Source organism: Paenibacillus sabuli, from assembly GCF_014705605.1.
GTDB classification, from domain to species: domain Bacteria; phylum Bacillota; class Bacilli; order Paenibacillales; family Paenibacillaceae; genus Paenibacillus_D; species Paenibacillus_D sabuli.
This window is the reverse complement of the sequence record NZ_JACXIZ010000036.1, coordinates 68,157-83,005: the sequence shown is the minus strand read 5'-3', so window position 1 is coordinate 83,005 and position 14,849 is coordinate 68,157. Positions and strand designations below refer to the sequence as shown.

Genomic DNA, 14,849 nt, shown 5'->3' with positions numbered 1-14,849 from the left:
GCGGGCTGCGGCCCGCTGCGCCGGCCGGACAGCCGTTAACGCATAATAAGGCGGTGTGATGGAATTGAGAAAAACAAGCAAACGCTCCTTCCGCATTGCGGCTGCCGCTGTGCTGGCCGTCGCGGCAATCGGCACGTGGCTGCTCGCTGCCGGCGCGGCCGGTTCGAAGTGGACGGACTACACGGATACGAGCTGGTTTTACGGCTTTGAACAATACGATACGTATACGCTGTCTTCCCCTGCGGAATTGGCGGCAGTGGCCGAGCTGGTCAATTCGGGCACGATGACCGGGGCGGAGAACGGCACGGGCCGGGAGCGGTACGGCTTTGAGGGCAAAATTATTGAAATTGCGGCGGATATGGATCTGGATGCCCACGACTGGGTGCCGATCGGCACGGAGGCGCATCCGTTCCGCGGAACGCTGCTGACGCTTGACGGTCAGAACTTCACGATCGCGAACATGCGTATCCTCGGCGACGTCCCGTACGCGGGACTGGTCGGCTATGCGCAGGATGCGACGATCGGCGGCTTCACGCTGGCCGGCGGCGGCGAGCTCGATGTGCAGTCGGTCGCGCAGACGGTGTACGGCGGCGCGGCGGTCGGCAAGATGAGCGGCCTCGGCACGATCTACGATATCGTCAGCGAGGTGCCGATCAGTGTCGAAGGCGGCCAGACGGTGTACGCCGGCGGGATCGCCGGATACGCCGAGGGCAGCCTGTCGAACTCGGCGTACGAGGCGTCGGCGCTCACAGCGACCGGCGCCGACGTCGAGGCGGGCGGGGTCGTCGGACATAGCGGTCCTGCGGGCTTGACGCTCAAGCGCGTGGCGAACGAGACACCGCTCACGGTTGCCAGTCCGGCTTATTCGGGACGGGCGATCGGCGGCGGCATCGCCGGCGCGGCCGAAGGCCAGCTGCTCATGGAAGAGGACGGCACTCCGATTGTCAATGAAGGCGCAGTGACGGTGCGCAGCGGCAGCTCCAGCTATGCCGGCGGCATCGTCGGACGTGCGGACGGCGCGGTGAGCTTTTCGACCAATACGAGCAATGACGGCGCGGTGACGATTGATGCGCCGCAAGCGACGCTGTCGGCAGCCGGCGGTCTGATCGGCGCGATCACAGCGGAGCAGGGCGGCTACCCGTTCGATACGGCTTTTGACGGGCGCGCAGCGATCGTCAATGACGGCGGCAGCCGCGTCTATACCGGGGGCATCGCCGGGCTGCTGGATACGACATCGGTGTGGGCGGACGATCTGGCGTCGCCTGTAGCGGTGTCGGCGACCGGGCGCCAGGATGTGCATACCGGGGGACTGTTCGGCCATGCTTCGGGCACAGTGCAGTTCGACGGCGAAGCGGTGAACTCCGGGGCGATCACGGTCGCAGCGCCTGCTGACGGCGAGCTGAACGAGGCCTACACCGGCGGTCTGATCGGCTATGGCGGCGACCGCATCCTGCTGGAGGATACCGGCGTCGAGGCGTACGGCAACAGCGGCGCGATCGAGGTGAGCGGCGACGTCGGGTTGTATACCGGCGGCGTGGCCGGCAATCGGACGTTCGCGCGCAGCACCGGCGCAGCCGGCAATGCGTACAGCACCGGGGAGATTCGCGTAGCGGGCGAGCGGCTGCTCTATACGGGCGGCTATATCGGGACGGTGCCGGGGGATGCGCCCGAGCACCGCATCGACGAGCTGGCATTCGCCGGCAGCATCACGGTGACCGGCAGCGGCGCGACCGAGGAAGCGCCGGTCGCGACCGGCGGCATCGTCGGCCGCTATACGCGCCCTGCGGGCAATGAGGCGGCGCTGGCCGGGCTCTCCTTCGGCGGCGCGATCGACGCCCAGGGAGGCGGCGCCTATACGTACAGCGGCGGCATCGCGGGCATCGCGGATCATGCCGAGCTGCGCGACGCACGCGCAGCGGGGACGGACGACGCGCATGCGCAGATCGTCACCGACGGACATGCGGGCGGCATCGCGGGCCAGCTCGTCGGCGAGCTGGACGGCGCGCAGATTGTCTATACGACGCTGACCGTCCGTACCCCGGACGGCTATGCCGGAGGTGCGGCGGCGCTGGCGCAAGGCAGCATGTCCGGCGTGCGGGTCGGCGATGCCGATAGCGAGTCGGACGATACGGTCCTCGTTCGCGCGGACATCCCGACAGCAGCAGACGATGCCGACAACCTCACCGGCGGCGGCATCGTCGGCCTCAACAGCGGCGAGCTGGCCTTGACGGACAGCGAGGTGCATCGCACGACGCTGTCGGCGGCGGACGGCCGGAGCGGCTACACGCTCGGCGGCGTCGCCGGCGAGCTCACGGGCGAGGCGACCGTCGGGGCAGCCGGGCAGCCGATCGTCGCCGATCATGTATCGCTGCAGGGCGGCACGGCGAGCGACAGCCGCTTGGCGGGCGGGCTCGGCCGCTCCGAGGTGACGGCCGTTCAGCTGCTGACGCGCGACGTACGCGTGGACGGCGCTGGCGCGGATCTCGTCGCCGGGGGCGCGATCGGCGTCAACGGCGCCATCCAGTCCGCTGAGCAGACTGTGATCGAGACGCTGCGCACGGTCATCGCCGGGACCGGCGCGGATATGGAGGCCGGCGGCATCGCCGGCACGAACAGCGGCCGTCTCGTCAATGCGAGCGCTACGGACGGCTCGATCACGCTGGACGGCGCCGCCAGCGCCGGCGGCGGCATCGCCGGCTCCAATACCGGCGATATCGCCGCCAGCGCTGCGACCAATATGGCGCTCTCGACGGCCGGTCCGGGCACGGCGCTGGGCGGCGCGGTCGGCATGACGGCGCCGGCGGTCGAGGGTGCGGCCGCGCCGACGATCGCGGATGTGCTGGTCCAGGCGCACGAAGCGGTGCTGGTCACCGCCAGCGCAGCCGATGTGCGGGCGGGCGGTATCGCAGGACGCAGCGAAGGCGCAGTGATCACCAATCCGACCGTCATGGCGGAGGACTCGGATTATGTCATCCTGTCGCTCGCGGCACCGGGCATCCGCGCTGGCGGCGTGGCCGGGCAGACCGTCGGCGGCAGCATCGCGGGCACCGGCGACACGGATTATCCGAACCTGCGTCAGGTGTTCCTGACGGCGACGGCGGCGGCTGCCGAGGCGCATGCAGGCGGTGTGACAGGATATAGCGAGGAGACGCGGATCGCGGACATGACGGCGCGCGTGCTCAATATCAGTCTGGGCGCGGAGGACGGTGTGGCCGGGGGCGTAGCGGGCTACTTCCGCGGCTCGGAGACGGCCGTGGTTACAGGCAGCTATATGGATACGCTCGGCATCAAGGCGCTCGAGGGCGCGACCGGCGCCATCGTCGGCGGCGCAGTCGGCGTGAACGACAGCCGGGCATACGATGCGGATGCGGATCCGGCGTCTGCCGTGAGCACGCTGCACAACACGCGGATCATCGGCAATACGGCGAATTCCAATTCTCCGGTCGTGGAGAGCCGCGCGGCGAATGCGATTGCGGGCGGCATGATCGGAGAGAACCGCAGCCTTGTGGCCAACGATAGCATTGCCGATAAAATCAAGGTGCTCTCGCGCGGCGCGGGCAGCGTGGTGGGCGGCCATACCGGGGTGAATCGGGCGGCAGGCACGCTCTACTACGCGTATGCCAACAGCGACCTGACGATTCAGGGCCAGGATGTCCATGCAGGCGGTCTGGTCGGACTGAATGAAGGCGAGGTGCTCGCTTCGTATGTCGACGTCGACGTGACCGGTTCGGCCGAAGGCACCGCGGCCCACGCGGCTGCGCTGGGCGGCTTGATCGGGGTGAACGAAGGCCTGGTCGAACGCTCTTACAGCGTCTCCAACGTCAGCGCCGACGGCGCGTTCATGCTGGTCGGCGGCGTGGTCGGGGATCACCGCGACGGGACGATTCGTTATTCCTACGCCGGCAAGGATGTCAAAGCGAGCGGCGCGGGCAGCTATGCCGGCGGCTTCGCCGGACGGATCGCGGCAGGTACGATCAGCGACAGCTACTCGGCCGCCAAGGTGACGATGTCCGGCAGCGCCGAGGCGGGCGGTTTTGCCGGACGCTACGACAACGACAGCAAAAACCTGCTGTACAAGGTGTACTACATCAAGGATGAAGCGGTCGGCATCAACAAGGATTTGCCCGACTTCGCAGAGGGCAACTATCGCTGGCTCAACGTGCCGGCGCGGCTGAGCACGCTGCTCGCAGAAACGCTGCGCGACCGCGGGACGTTCCCCGACCTGTCGGGCTGGGATTTCGACGCGGTGTGGCGCTACGGCTCGCTGCAGGCCGAGTACCGCTATCCGGAGCTAATCCGCACCGCCAACAACGGCGGCGGCGGCGGACCGGATGTGAATGCCAATCTCAATTGGTATACGCGCAATCCGAATGCGATCACGTTCGAAATCTCGAGTGAGGCGGAGCTGGCCGGTCTGGCAGCGCTCGTCAATGGCACGGTGCTGGGCCTGGAGCGCGAGGACTTCGCCGAGCGGACCGTGCGGATCACAAGGCCGATTCACATCCAGTCGAGCGACTGGGTGGCAATCGGCGCAGCGCCCGAGACGCCGTTCGAGGGCAATCTCGAAGGCGGCGGCCATCTGATCGACGGCCTGAAAATTGCGCCGGGACAGCCTTACAGCGGCTTGTTCGGCGTCGTCGGCGAGCAAGGCCGGATCGCCGAAGTCGTGCTGGAGCCGCTCGGCATCGGCGCGACGGAGACGGCGGGCGCGCTGGTCGGTCTGAACCGGGGCGCGATTGACCAAGCGACAGTGCGTCTGCTCGAGTCTGTGACGGTCACAGGGCGGATTGTCGGCGGCATCGCGGGCTCCAGCTCGGGCACGCTCACAGGCCTGTCGCTGACGCTGGAGGAGGGCGCGGCTGTAGTAGCAGTCGGCACGGATGCAGCGGCCGGCGGCCTGATCGGCGAGCAGGAGGGCGTCGTGACGCCTGCGGCGCTGGGCGAGCTGGACCTCGCCGGCGAGATCCGCAGCGCTGCGGACGGCGCTGTGCTGGGCGGCTACATCGGTCGTCAGCAGGGGGAAGTGAATGGACTGGTCGTCCCGATCACCTATCGGGTGACGGGCAGCGGAGCCGCCACAGTGCTGGGCGGCGTCGTCGGGCATCAGCGCTCCGGCGGGCTGATCGGGCTGGATGTGACGCTCGAGGACGGCTCCGAGCTGACCGCGTCTGCGGGCGACTCGACGGTCGGCGGCGTGGTCGGCCTCGCCGAGAGCGCGGCGCCGCTGGAATCGATCGCCTTGCTCGCGAGGGCGGATGCGGCGCCGATCAGCGGCGGCATCGTCGGCGGCATCGCCGGGGACAAGACGGGGCAAGGCACCGCTGCGATCGATGTGCGCGAGCTGCAAGCCGGCGGCGTGCAGCTGACGACGCCGCAGGTCGCTACGGAGACGGTCGCGGGCGGCTTGATCGGCCGTCTGCGCGATGCGGTGGCGACGGAGCTGAGCTTCGCAGGCAGCCTTCGCCCGCGCAGCGACCGCACGACGCTGGGCGGCGTCGTCGGGGCCGGCGCAGACAGCGTGCTGCGCGAGGTCGAGGCCGAGCCGCAGGTGCGCTACCAAGCCGTGAGCGGCGCCTCGGCGCTGGGCGGCGTGGCCGGCGCCTGGACCGCGGCCGATCTGGACGACGCGGTCGAGCTCGGCTCGGTCATCCCGTATTATACGGGGCTGTACGACGTCCGCGTGCCGGGCGGGTCGATCGAGGCCTCCGGCAGCGGAGCGGCTGACCTGACGCTGGGCGGCATCGTCGGCACGCTCGACGCCTCGCTGTACTTCGGCGAGTCGGCGATTGCGCTGGAGGCGCGCGAGGCGCATTCGGCTACGGTCGGCGGCCTGGTCGGCGAGAGCCGCGGGATCGTCGTATCGTCGCACAGCGCGGGCGCCGTGCGCGTCGAGCAGAGCACGCTCGTCCGTGCAGGCGGTGCAATCGGCGCCGGCGAGGGCGGTGCCTTGCATGATTCGCACGTCGACGCGGCAGCGGACGCGACAGTGACCGTCGCGGCGCCAGTCACACGCCAGCCCGACTTCCCGGTCGTGCAGGCCGGCGGCCTGATCGGCGCAGCCGACGGGATGCTGCTGCGCGATGCCTCCTCCGATATGGCAGTCGTCGTGACGAGCGAGAGCCTGGAGGACACGATCTATGCCGGCGGCTTCGCCGGTGCGCTCGGCGAGCGCTCTGCGATCGGCGACGGCGAGATTGCCGATGCCTATGCGACGGGCAGCGTGCGCGTAGATGCGCGTACGACCGCAATTGCCGGCGGCTTCGCCGGATCGGTCAACCGGTACGCCGTCTCCCGGGCCTATGCGTCCGGCGCGGTCGACAATGCCGGCTACGATACGCGGACCGGCGGCTTCGCCGGTGCGGTCGAGCGCGAGGCGGCAATCGATGCCTCCTACGCGGTGCAGGCGGAGCTGCATGCCGCCGGCGTCAATCATCCGACGCGCGCCTATATGGGCGGCTTCGCCGGCTACAATGACGGCGAGCTCAGCGACATCTATGCGCACGCATCGGAGCTGGCGCTGGAGGTGACCGGGGCCAATGCGTACAAGGGCGGGCTCGTCGGCTACCAGTATCGCGACGGGTCGACGACCGATTCGGCCTACGCCGCCGCTCAGGCGGCGATCGGCCACGACGCGGGCAGCGCGTCGGCGCTGACCCGCGAGGACCGGCTCGCGACGCTGCAGCTCGAGCGGTGGCTGCTCCGCACCGACGCTTCCTTCCTGATGGGAGACGGCGCGGACGGGTACGCGGCGGCCGACCCGCTGCAATGGCGGACCGCGGTCCTGCTGACCAATGATGATACGCAGCTCGAGCTGTATCGCTTGTTCGACCGGGCCGCGACAGACGTCGCAGCGGCGGATACGCGACTGACGGCCGATATGGATCTGACAGACATGATCTGGGTGCCTTACCGCGACTTCCGCCAGACGCTGGACGGACAGGGCCATACCGTCAGCGGTCTGCGCCTGGAGGCAGATGCGGGCGCGCTCGGACTGGCGACGCACAATTATGGTACGATTCGCGGGCTCGCGCTGACCGATGCCGAAGTGCGCACGGGCGCTGCCGCGGCGGATGCCGCCGGCCTCCTCGCAGGGGTGAACCATGCGGGAGCGGTCCTTGCAGACGTAGACGTGTCCGGCACGATCCAGGCCGGGATCGCCGGCGGTATCGTCGGCCGCAATGCAGGCGCCGTGCAGGACGCAGCAGCGGACGTGGTCGTGAGCGGCGAGCAGCAAGCCGGCGGCATCGCCGGCGCGAACGAAGCGGACGCCACGGTGGGCGCGGCATCTGCCCAAGGCACCGTGCAGGGCGCGGTCGCCGGCGGCATCGCCGGTACGAACGCAGGCGCCGTGCAGGACGCCTCGAGCGACGCCGTCGTGAGCGGCGAGCAGCAGGCTGGCGGCGTCGCGGGCATCAATGAAGCCAGCGGCACGATCTCTGGCGCAGCGACGCAAGGCACGACGAAGGCCGCAGTCGCCGGCGGGATCGCCGGGGTCAACGAAGGCCGAATCGCCGAAGCGGCGACCGGCGGCGCCGTGCAGGCCGGAATTGCCGGCGGCATCGCAGGCGAGCTGCGGAGCGGCGGCCGGATCGAGACGGCATTTGCCTACGGCGAAGTGACGGCCGCAGCGGCCGGGGCGCAGGACGCGACGGCCGGCGGGATCGCCGGGCTGTCGGCCGGAGCGCTGACAGGCGCGCATTACTCCGGCGTCGTATCCGCATCCGTATCGGCGGACGGCAGCGAGCGCGCGCGGGCTGGCGGCATCGCCGGCTACGCGACGGACGGCCGCATCGCCGACGTCTGGAATGCCGGCGAGGTGCGAGCCGAGGCGGGCGGAGTCATTGTCCGCGGGCGCGTCTTCTTCGGCGGCATCGCCGGACAGCGCGAGGCGCAGGCGGACATCGCCGCTGCGCTCTACAATCGGCAGATGCTCAAGACGGATACGGCCTATTACAATGCCAGCGGCGTCCGCGTATCGGGCGCCGTCGCCGGCGCGGCCGTGAATGACGGGGGCCGAGCGGCAGGGGTAAGCGCCGCGGAGCTGGCCGGAGGCTCGCTCCTGCAGGTGCTCGACGCGTCGCTGTGGCAGGCGGGCGGCGGATTCTATCCGCAGCTGCGGGCCTATGCGGGCACGCCTCGTGCAGAGCTGGCCGCTGCGGCGCTCCTACTGGACGAGCAGGATACGGTCTATCGGGTCACGGCTGCGCTGCGTCTGACGGCGGACGGCGCCTTGCGCTGGACCTCAAGCGGCGCCGCCATATCCGGAGCGCAGGCGCGTCTGACCGCCGCCTCGGGCGGCGTGGCCTTCCTGGTCGAGACGGGCGAGCTGCAGCGCATGATCACGATTCGCAAGACCGCTCCCCGATTCGAGGAGACGGCACAGGCGCCGCGGTTCGCGACGGCAGAGGGGACCTTCGACAAGCGCGTCGAGGTGGAGCTGGCCACGAATGAAGCGAACGGCGCGATCTATTACACGCTGGACGGCGCGCAGCCGCAGCCGGGCCGCGCGGGTACGATCCGTTACACCGGGCCGATCACGCTCGAGGAGACGACGACGATTCGCGCCCTGACTGTAGCGGAGGACAAGGAGCCGAGTGCGGTCGCGGCGGCGACCTGGACGCGCAAGTCGTCCGGGCCGGGGATGTTCTTCCCGATGCCTCCGCTTCCGCCTGCGCCGGCACCGATCGTGATGACAGTGGGCGACAGAGAGCTGGAGGCGCAGGCGGGCGAGCCGCTGCAGGTAGCGCGCAACAGCCGACTGGTGCTGAACGTACCGGATGGCGTCACGCTCTACTACACGACCGACGGCACGGAGCCGACGACGGCGAGCGCGATCTACACGGGCGCTATCGTCATCGCCGGGGACATGACGTTGAAGTACATCACCAGTACGGACAGCCAGGTAGTCACGGTCACATACACTGTCCAGCCGGCGCAATTCGAGATTCGCGCCGACGCGCCGACCGTCCGCTACATGGCGAGCGGGGCGAACGGCCGGTTCCGTCCGGGCGAGGCCATCACGCGCGGCGAGCTGGTGCTGAGTCTGGCCGAGCTGCTGCAATTCGAAGAGCTCTCGGTGGCCTCGCAGTTCGCGGACGTGCCGCGGGGACGGGCCGATCTGATCGCGCAGTTCGCCTCGGCGGACATCATCCAGGGCTATCCGGACGGCACCTTCCGCGGAGAGCGCGGCCTGACGCGCGCCGAATTCGTCGTCGTGATGTCGCGTGTTCTCGGACTGGACACAGGCGCGGCGGGAACCGTCGAATTCGCCGATGTGCAGGCGCACTGGTCCGCGCCGTATGTCGAAGCCTTCGTCCGCGCCGGCTATGTCAACGGGTATCCGGACGGCACCTTCCGTCCGAACCGGCTGATCACCCGGGCGGAAGCGGTCGTGCTGATCAACCGGCTGATCGGCACCTCGACGACGGCGGCCGCAGGCCTCGGATTCGCCGATGTGCCGGAGCAGCATTGGGCCTATGAAGCGATCATGGCCGCGGCCAGGGGCGAATAATCGACCGAAGGGCAAGTCAAGGCGCACGAGTCAAAGCGTACGAATCAAGCCGTATGAGTCAAGGTGTACTGCAGGCAGGAGCGACGGGGCAAGCGACAACTGCTGCCTCGTCGCAGCACGGAGAGGAGACAGGTGGATATGAGACAGAGAATCGGGATCGTACTGGGCGCGATCGTGCTGCTGGCAGCGGGTCTGATGCTGGCGATGCAGCCGACCGGGGCGGAGGAGCCGCAGCAATACGAGGCCCGCGAGATCTACAGCGAGGCGGCGCCGGCGGTGTTCTATCTGCGCAATCTGACGGCGGACGGGGCGCTGCGCTCGGTAGGCAGCGGGGTGCTGATCGAGGCCGACGGCACGGCCGTCACGGCCTATCATGTTGTCAAATCGGCAGAGCGTCTGGAGGCGATCATGGCGGACGGCAGTCTCGTCACCGGCATCACGGTCACGGCCTATGACGCGTTGACGGATGCGGCGGTGCTGCAATTCCCGTCGCGGCCCGCCGGTGCCGCGCCCTATCCGTCTGTCTCGCTTCGTACCGCTGACGCCGTGCATGGCGAGCCGGTCTTCGCAATCGGCTATCCGCTCAAGGAGACGCCGGTCATTACCGAGGGCATCGTCAACGCGCCGGCTGCGGTCATCAACGGCCGCGAGCGCGTGCTCGTGTCGGCGCAGATTGCCAGCGGCATGTCGGGCGGCCCGGTACTCGACGCGCGCGGCCGGCTGGCCGGCGTCGTCTCCGGCTCGCTGCGCACGATTGACGGCATCCACCTCGTCGTCGGCGCGAAGCAGCTCCAGGCGGCGATGAGCGACCCCGGTTGAAATAGCCACAAGGAGTCATTTCGCAATCTCCGGACTCGCGATAGAATAGTAGAGTCCGGAGGTGATCGAGATCGGGTGGATAGCATCTACAACATGGCATGAGCTGCTGACGCCGGAGCTGCTGGTGGTCGGCGGTGTTCTGGCGCTGCTATATGCGCAAGTCGGCAACGGCTACTCCGACGCTCAAGGCGGATTCGTACGGTTGCCGCGATCGCGCCAAGCTTGCTTTTATACAGGCTTGCTCCTGCTGTATGCGAGCTACGGCAGCGTGCTCGCTGCGCTTGCCGACGAAGCGATCGACGTCTACGTGCTACAGGTATGCCTGCGCTACCTGGCAATGGTCCCCTTGCTGCTGACCGGCTTGCCGGATCGGTGGCGAGCGGGCCTGTTGGCTCGGCTGCCCGGCCTGCGCAGCGGAGATCCCGGTGATCGCGCGGGCCTGCTCGCGACACTTGTGCTTTTCGCGGGGCTGGCAGCCTCGCTTGTCCCAGATTTGTACAATTTTCTGGCGGTGATGGTGCCGCTGCGGCTGCTGCTGCACGCCGTGCTGCTGCTCAGCTCCTGCGTCATGTGGGCTTACCTGCTGCGGCGCGTGCCTGCCGCTGCCGATAGCGCCGCAGCTGCCGGTGCCCCTGTCGGCGCAAGACGGGGCCGGCACCAGCTTTACAAGCTGCTGGCGCTCGGCAGTGCGGTGCTTTTTCCGGCTTGCTTGCTCATGATGAGCTCGGGATACGCAGCCTATCAGCATCCGTTGCACTTGGCGGATGCCGGCGTGTGTCTGGCTCCCGGCTTCGAGGCGCCGCAGTTGGCATACCGGGCAGGCAGCACCTCGACTTACGGCGGGCTCGTGCTACTCGTCATGCAGCAGCTTGCATTTGCGGTCGCGATCGGGCTAGGCGGCCGGCGCCGCAGACGCCAGATGACTTGATTTAGATTGTGAAAGTCGGCCGCGTCGTTTCGCTTTTATACACGAAGAGCTCCGTTTCCCTATCAGGTGGAAACGGAGCTTTTTTCTGCAGGCGGTACTTTTTTGGCTTTTGGCGATCGTCGGGCTGCGCGGATGCGTGGCCTCAACCGCCGACGACCGCAGGGTCGAGCAGGCAGTAACCTTGTCCGCGCGCGGTCCGAATCAATCCGCCCAGATCGGGGCTTAGCCGCCGGAGTTTTTCGCGGATGCGCCGAATGTTGGCGTCGACGATACGGTCGCTCGGACCGGTCTCTGCGTTCCAGACACGCCGCCGCAGCTCCTCCCGGCTCACAGTACGGTTACGCCGCTCGGCCAGACAACATAGCAGCGTGCACTCGCGGCGGGACAGCCTGACGCAGTGGCGATCGACCCACAGCGTTCGACCGCGTCGTTCGATGCGGAGCTTCAGGCCGAGCAGAGCGGAGTGCCGGGGCTGATCGGCATCGGGCGCGTGCGGCCGATCGGCAGAGACGTTCGTTCGCATGAGCAGGACGCGCATGCGATAGATCAATTCACGCGGACTGTACGGCTTGCTCAGGCAGTCATCCGCCCCGGCCTGGAACCCGTGCAGGCGCTCCTCGACCTCACCCGTGTCGGTCAGCAGCAATAGCGGCCTCTCTTTAAGGGCGCGTTTGACTGCTCTGCAATGGGCGAATCGTTCCGGACTGCGATCCGACACATCCAGCAAGACGAGCGCATATTCGCCGTGCGCCACCTTTTGCAAGTAGCCTTTGCGCGTCCGATCCTCCTCCACCAGCCAACCGCATTCCTCTGCGAGATAGCGAATCGTTTGCGCGGCGTTCGACGCCATATCCAGCAGCAAAATGCGTCTTGCCATTGTCATCCTCACGGCCTCCTTTTGTTTCATTTGCCCTCTGTTTTTTCTCTATCTTAGCATCGGCTTGGGAAGTGCGCCATGGCTCGTTTGAGCCGGCTCAAGCGGGCTGGCTCGAGGGAGCTAGTGGACGAACAGAAATCATGAACACGCCCTCCGTGCATGACGAACGTCACATTTCAGTCATGAAAAGACGCTCCCGGGGAAGCGAATTAGCTACTATTAGCCATGTTGTCGTGCTTGGAGACTCGCTATACTTGGTTTCCGAGAAGGAGGGATTCAGAATGAATTTTCCGACGATTGATTTCGGTTGGCTGGGCAATGGCAATCTGATCGGCGCCATGGCTGTGCTGCACGTCATGATCAATCATGCGGTTGCCATTGGTGGATGTGTGCTGATGGTATCCGTCGAGTACAAGGCGTGCAGGGACAACAATCCCGCCCTGGAGGCGTACGCGCGCTGGCTGAGCAAGTGGATCATGATCATTACGACGACAGTCGGCGCAATGACAGGCGTCGGAATCTGGTTCACGACAACCGTCATTTTGCCGGATGCCATTGGCTCGCTGCTGCGTATTTTTCACTGGGCCTGGTTCACCGAATGGCTTGTTTTCGTGTCTGAGGTCATTTTACTCTTGACGTACTTTTACTCCTGGGACAGATGGAAGGGCGAGCAGAAAAAATATCACCTGCGAATCGGTGTGGCGCTCTGCATCATGTCCTGGTTCACGCTGGTCATCATCACAGGGATACTGGCGGCGCAGATCAATCCGGGCGATTGGACCGAGACCTTGTCCTTCTGGGATGCTTTTTTGAATCCGACCTGGGTGCCGTCGACGATCTTCCGCACGTTCGCGGCGATTACGCTCGGCGTCGCGGTACTTCACGTCATGAACCGCTGGCTGGTCAAGGGGCTGCGCGACCGCGTGACGGTGCAGCGCATATTCGGCAAGTGGCTGGCCTTTTCCGTCCCGATGATGCTGATCAGCGGTATCTGGTATTTGCGAAGTCTCCCGGACCAGGCGCAGATTCTGGTCAAATGGGCGTCGGGCATGAGCGAAACGGCATTTTTGCTCATTAATGCCGGCGGGTTGCTGCTAATTTTTATTCTGGCCGTCACCTTGATGGACGGCAAGCCGAAGGTGCCGATTGTATTGACTGTCTTCACCGCTGTCTTTTCCCTGCTGCTCATTACGGAGTTCGAGATCATACGTGAGAATATTCGCAAGCCCTACGTCATTTACAACTATATGTACGCTAACGGTGTGCTCAAGTCCGATGTAGAGCGACTATCCAAGGAGGGCATGCTGGCCAACGCTACATTCACCGCCGTCAGGGAGATTACACCGGACAATCAACTACAGGCGGGCGCCGAATTGTTCCGTATGCAATGCATTGCATGCCACAGTATCGACGGCGTGCGACGCAGCCGGGCCATGACGGAACGCGCAGCAGGTATGAGCCAGGAGGCGCTGGCCGGATTCATTCCGGTCATGCACGAGATCCGGGACGTGATGCCGCCGTTTGCGGGCACGCAGGAGGAGATCGATGCGCTGGCCGCTTATCTGGCCGCAATGGTGAACGATCCGGATACAGCGGTCGTAGCCAAAGATGAAGAGGTCTCATCCGATTAACCGAGGATTCCAAGCAGAAGGAGTAAAGATCAAAATGCCATATTTGTACAAAACGGAGTCGCCGGTCCCCAACGATCTTGGACTAGTCGTCCCGGGTAATCTGCCATTCTTCGAAGTGTTGATTGTCGTCGGATTTATTCTGCATCTCATCTATGTCAATATCGTCGTGGCAGGCTCGGTCAACGCCGTTGTGTTTGAGATAAGGGGGATCGTAAAGGGCGACCGTGTCGCCGATGCGCTGGGCTTGCAGATCGCAACGCTTGTGTCGATGCACAAAAGCATCGCGGTCGTGCTCGGCGTAGCGCCGCTGCTGATCATCAGCACGATTTATACCCAGTTTTTTTATCCGTCGACGATTCTGATCGGCAAGTGGTGGCTAATGCTGATCCCGCTCCTCATCCTTTCGTTCTTACTGCTTTATGTGTACAAGTTCACCTGGCAGCGCTGGCAGCATCGAAAACGGCTGCACCTGGCATTCGGGATCGCCGGGGCCGCAATTTTATTGTTTGTGCCGCTGTTGTTCATTACAAATGTCGCATCGATGCTGCAGCCTGAGCTGTGGGAGGGCGCCAAGGGCTTTTGGGACTCGCTCTTCCGTTATCCGACGATCTGGCAACGGTACTTCCACTTCATGGCCGCCAGCTTTAGCATCATTGGCATGTACATGTACTGGCGGGGCAGACGTCTCAGTCGAAAAACCGGCGACCCGGTGCATGCGCTGGCGATGAAATACGGCAAGGGCTCGGCGCTTATATTTACCGTCCTGCAAATGCTCGCAGGTCCGATCCTGCTGCTCAGCATGCATGTCGAGGTCCGGGCAAGCTTCCTGGGCGGCTCTGTGTTCCACACCTCGCTGCTGGCGGTGGCAGTTGCGCTGGCGCTGATCTTGATTGTCCTGCTGTACCGGCTATACCAAGCCGACTCGCGGCGATTGTTCGCTGCCGCAGCAGCGGTCCTCCTGACGATTCTGCTGCTGATGAGCTGGATTCGCCACGAGGTGCGCGAGCTCTATCTCGCCCCTTATGCGGAACAGGTCCCACGTACCCTGCAGCACGAGCGATAAGGCGGCTGGGTCCGGGCAAA

General features: G+C 66.0%; 6 protein-coding genes. 5 read left to right on the top strand and 1 reads right to left on the bottom strand.

Annotated features, from left to right (window positions below; translation table 11 throughout):
• Nucleotides 1-64: 64 nt before the first annotated feature.
• The 3 genes from IDH44_RS19520 to IDH44_RS19510 all read left to right on the top strand — a co-directional run bounded on the left by IDH44_RS19520 (nt 65) and on the right by IDH44_RS19510 (nt 11,258).
• Nucleotides 65-9,511 carry a chitobiase/beta-hexosaminidase C-terminal domain-containing protein gene (locus IDH44_RS19520; RefSeq protein WP_190920498.1) on the top strand — a complete coding sequence of 3,149 codons (9,447 nt, stop codon included), beginning with the start codon at nt 65-67 and terminating at the stop codon, nt 9,509-9,511.
• A 138-nt stretch (nt 9,512-9,649) separates the two neighbouring features.
• The gene (locus IDH44_RS19515) at nt 9,650-10,330 is read left to right on the top strand and encodes a S1C family serine protease (RefSeq protein WP_190920497.1); all 681 of its coding nucleotides are present in this window, start codon (nt 9,650-9,652) and stop codon (nt 10,328-10,330) included.
• A 61-nt stretch (nt 10,331-10,391) separates the two neighbouring features.
• Nucleotides 10,392-11,258: a cytochrome c oxidase assembly protein gene (locus IDH44_RS19510; protein ID WP_190920496.1), complete on the top strand. Its 867-nt coding sequence runs from the start codon at nt 10,392-10,394 to the stop codon at nt 11,256-11,258.
• A 142-nt stretch (nt 11,259-11,400) separates the two neighbouring features.
• On the opposite strand, the gene IDH44_RS19505 is transcribed toward IDH44_RS19510, so the two are convergent.
• Nucleotides 11,401-12,141 (bottom strand): response regulator transcription factor, encoded by a 741-nt coding sequence (locus tag IDH44_RS19505; protein WP_190920495.1) that lies wholly within the window; start codon nt 12,139-12,141, stop codon nt 11,401-11,403.
• Between the two features lie 275 nt (nt 12,142-12,416).
• On the opposite strand from IDH44_RS19505, the gene IDH44_RS19500 reads away from it, so the two are divergent.
• Together IDH44_RS19500 and IDH44_RS19495 are read left to right on the top strand one after the other, a co-directional pair.
• Nucleotides 12,417-13,766 (top strand): c-type cytochrome, encoded by a 1,350-nt coding sequence (locus tag IDH44_RS19500; protein WP_190920494.1) that lies wholly within the window; start codon nt 12,417-12,419, stop codon nt 13,764-13,766.
• A 34-nt stretch (nt 13,767-13,800) separates the two neighbouring features.
• Entirely contained in the window at nt 13,801-14,829 is a 1,029-nt protein-coding gene (locus IDH44_RS19495; RefSeq protein WP_190920493.1) for a cytochrome c class I, read from the top strand.
• Nucleotides 14,830-14,849: the final 20 nt, after the last annotated feature.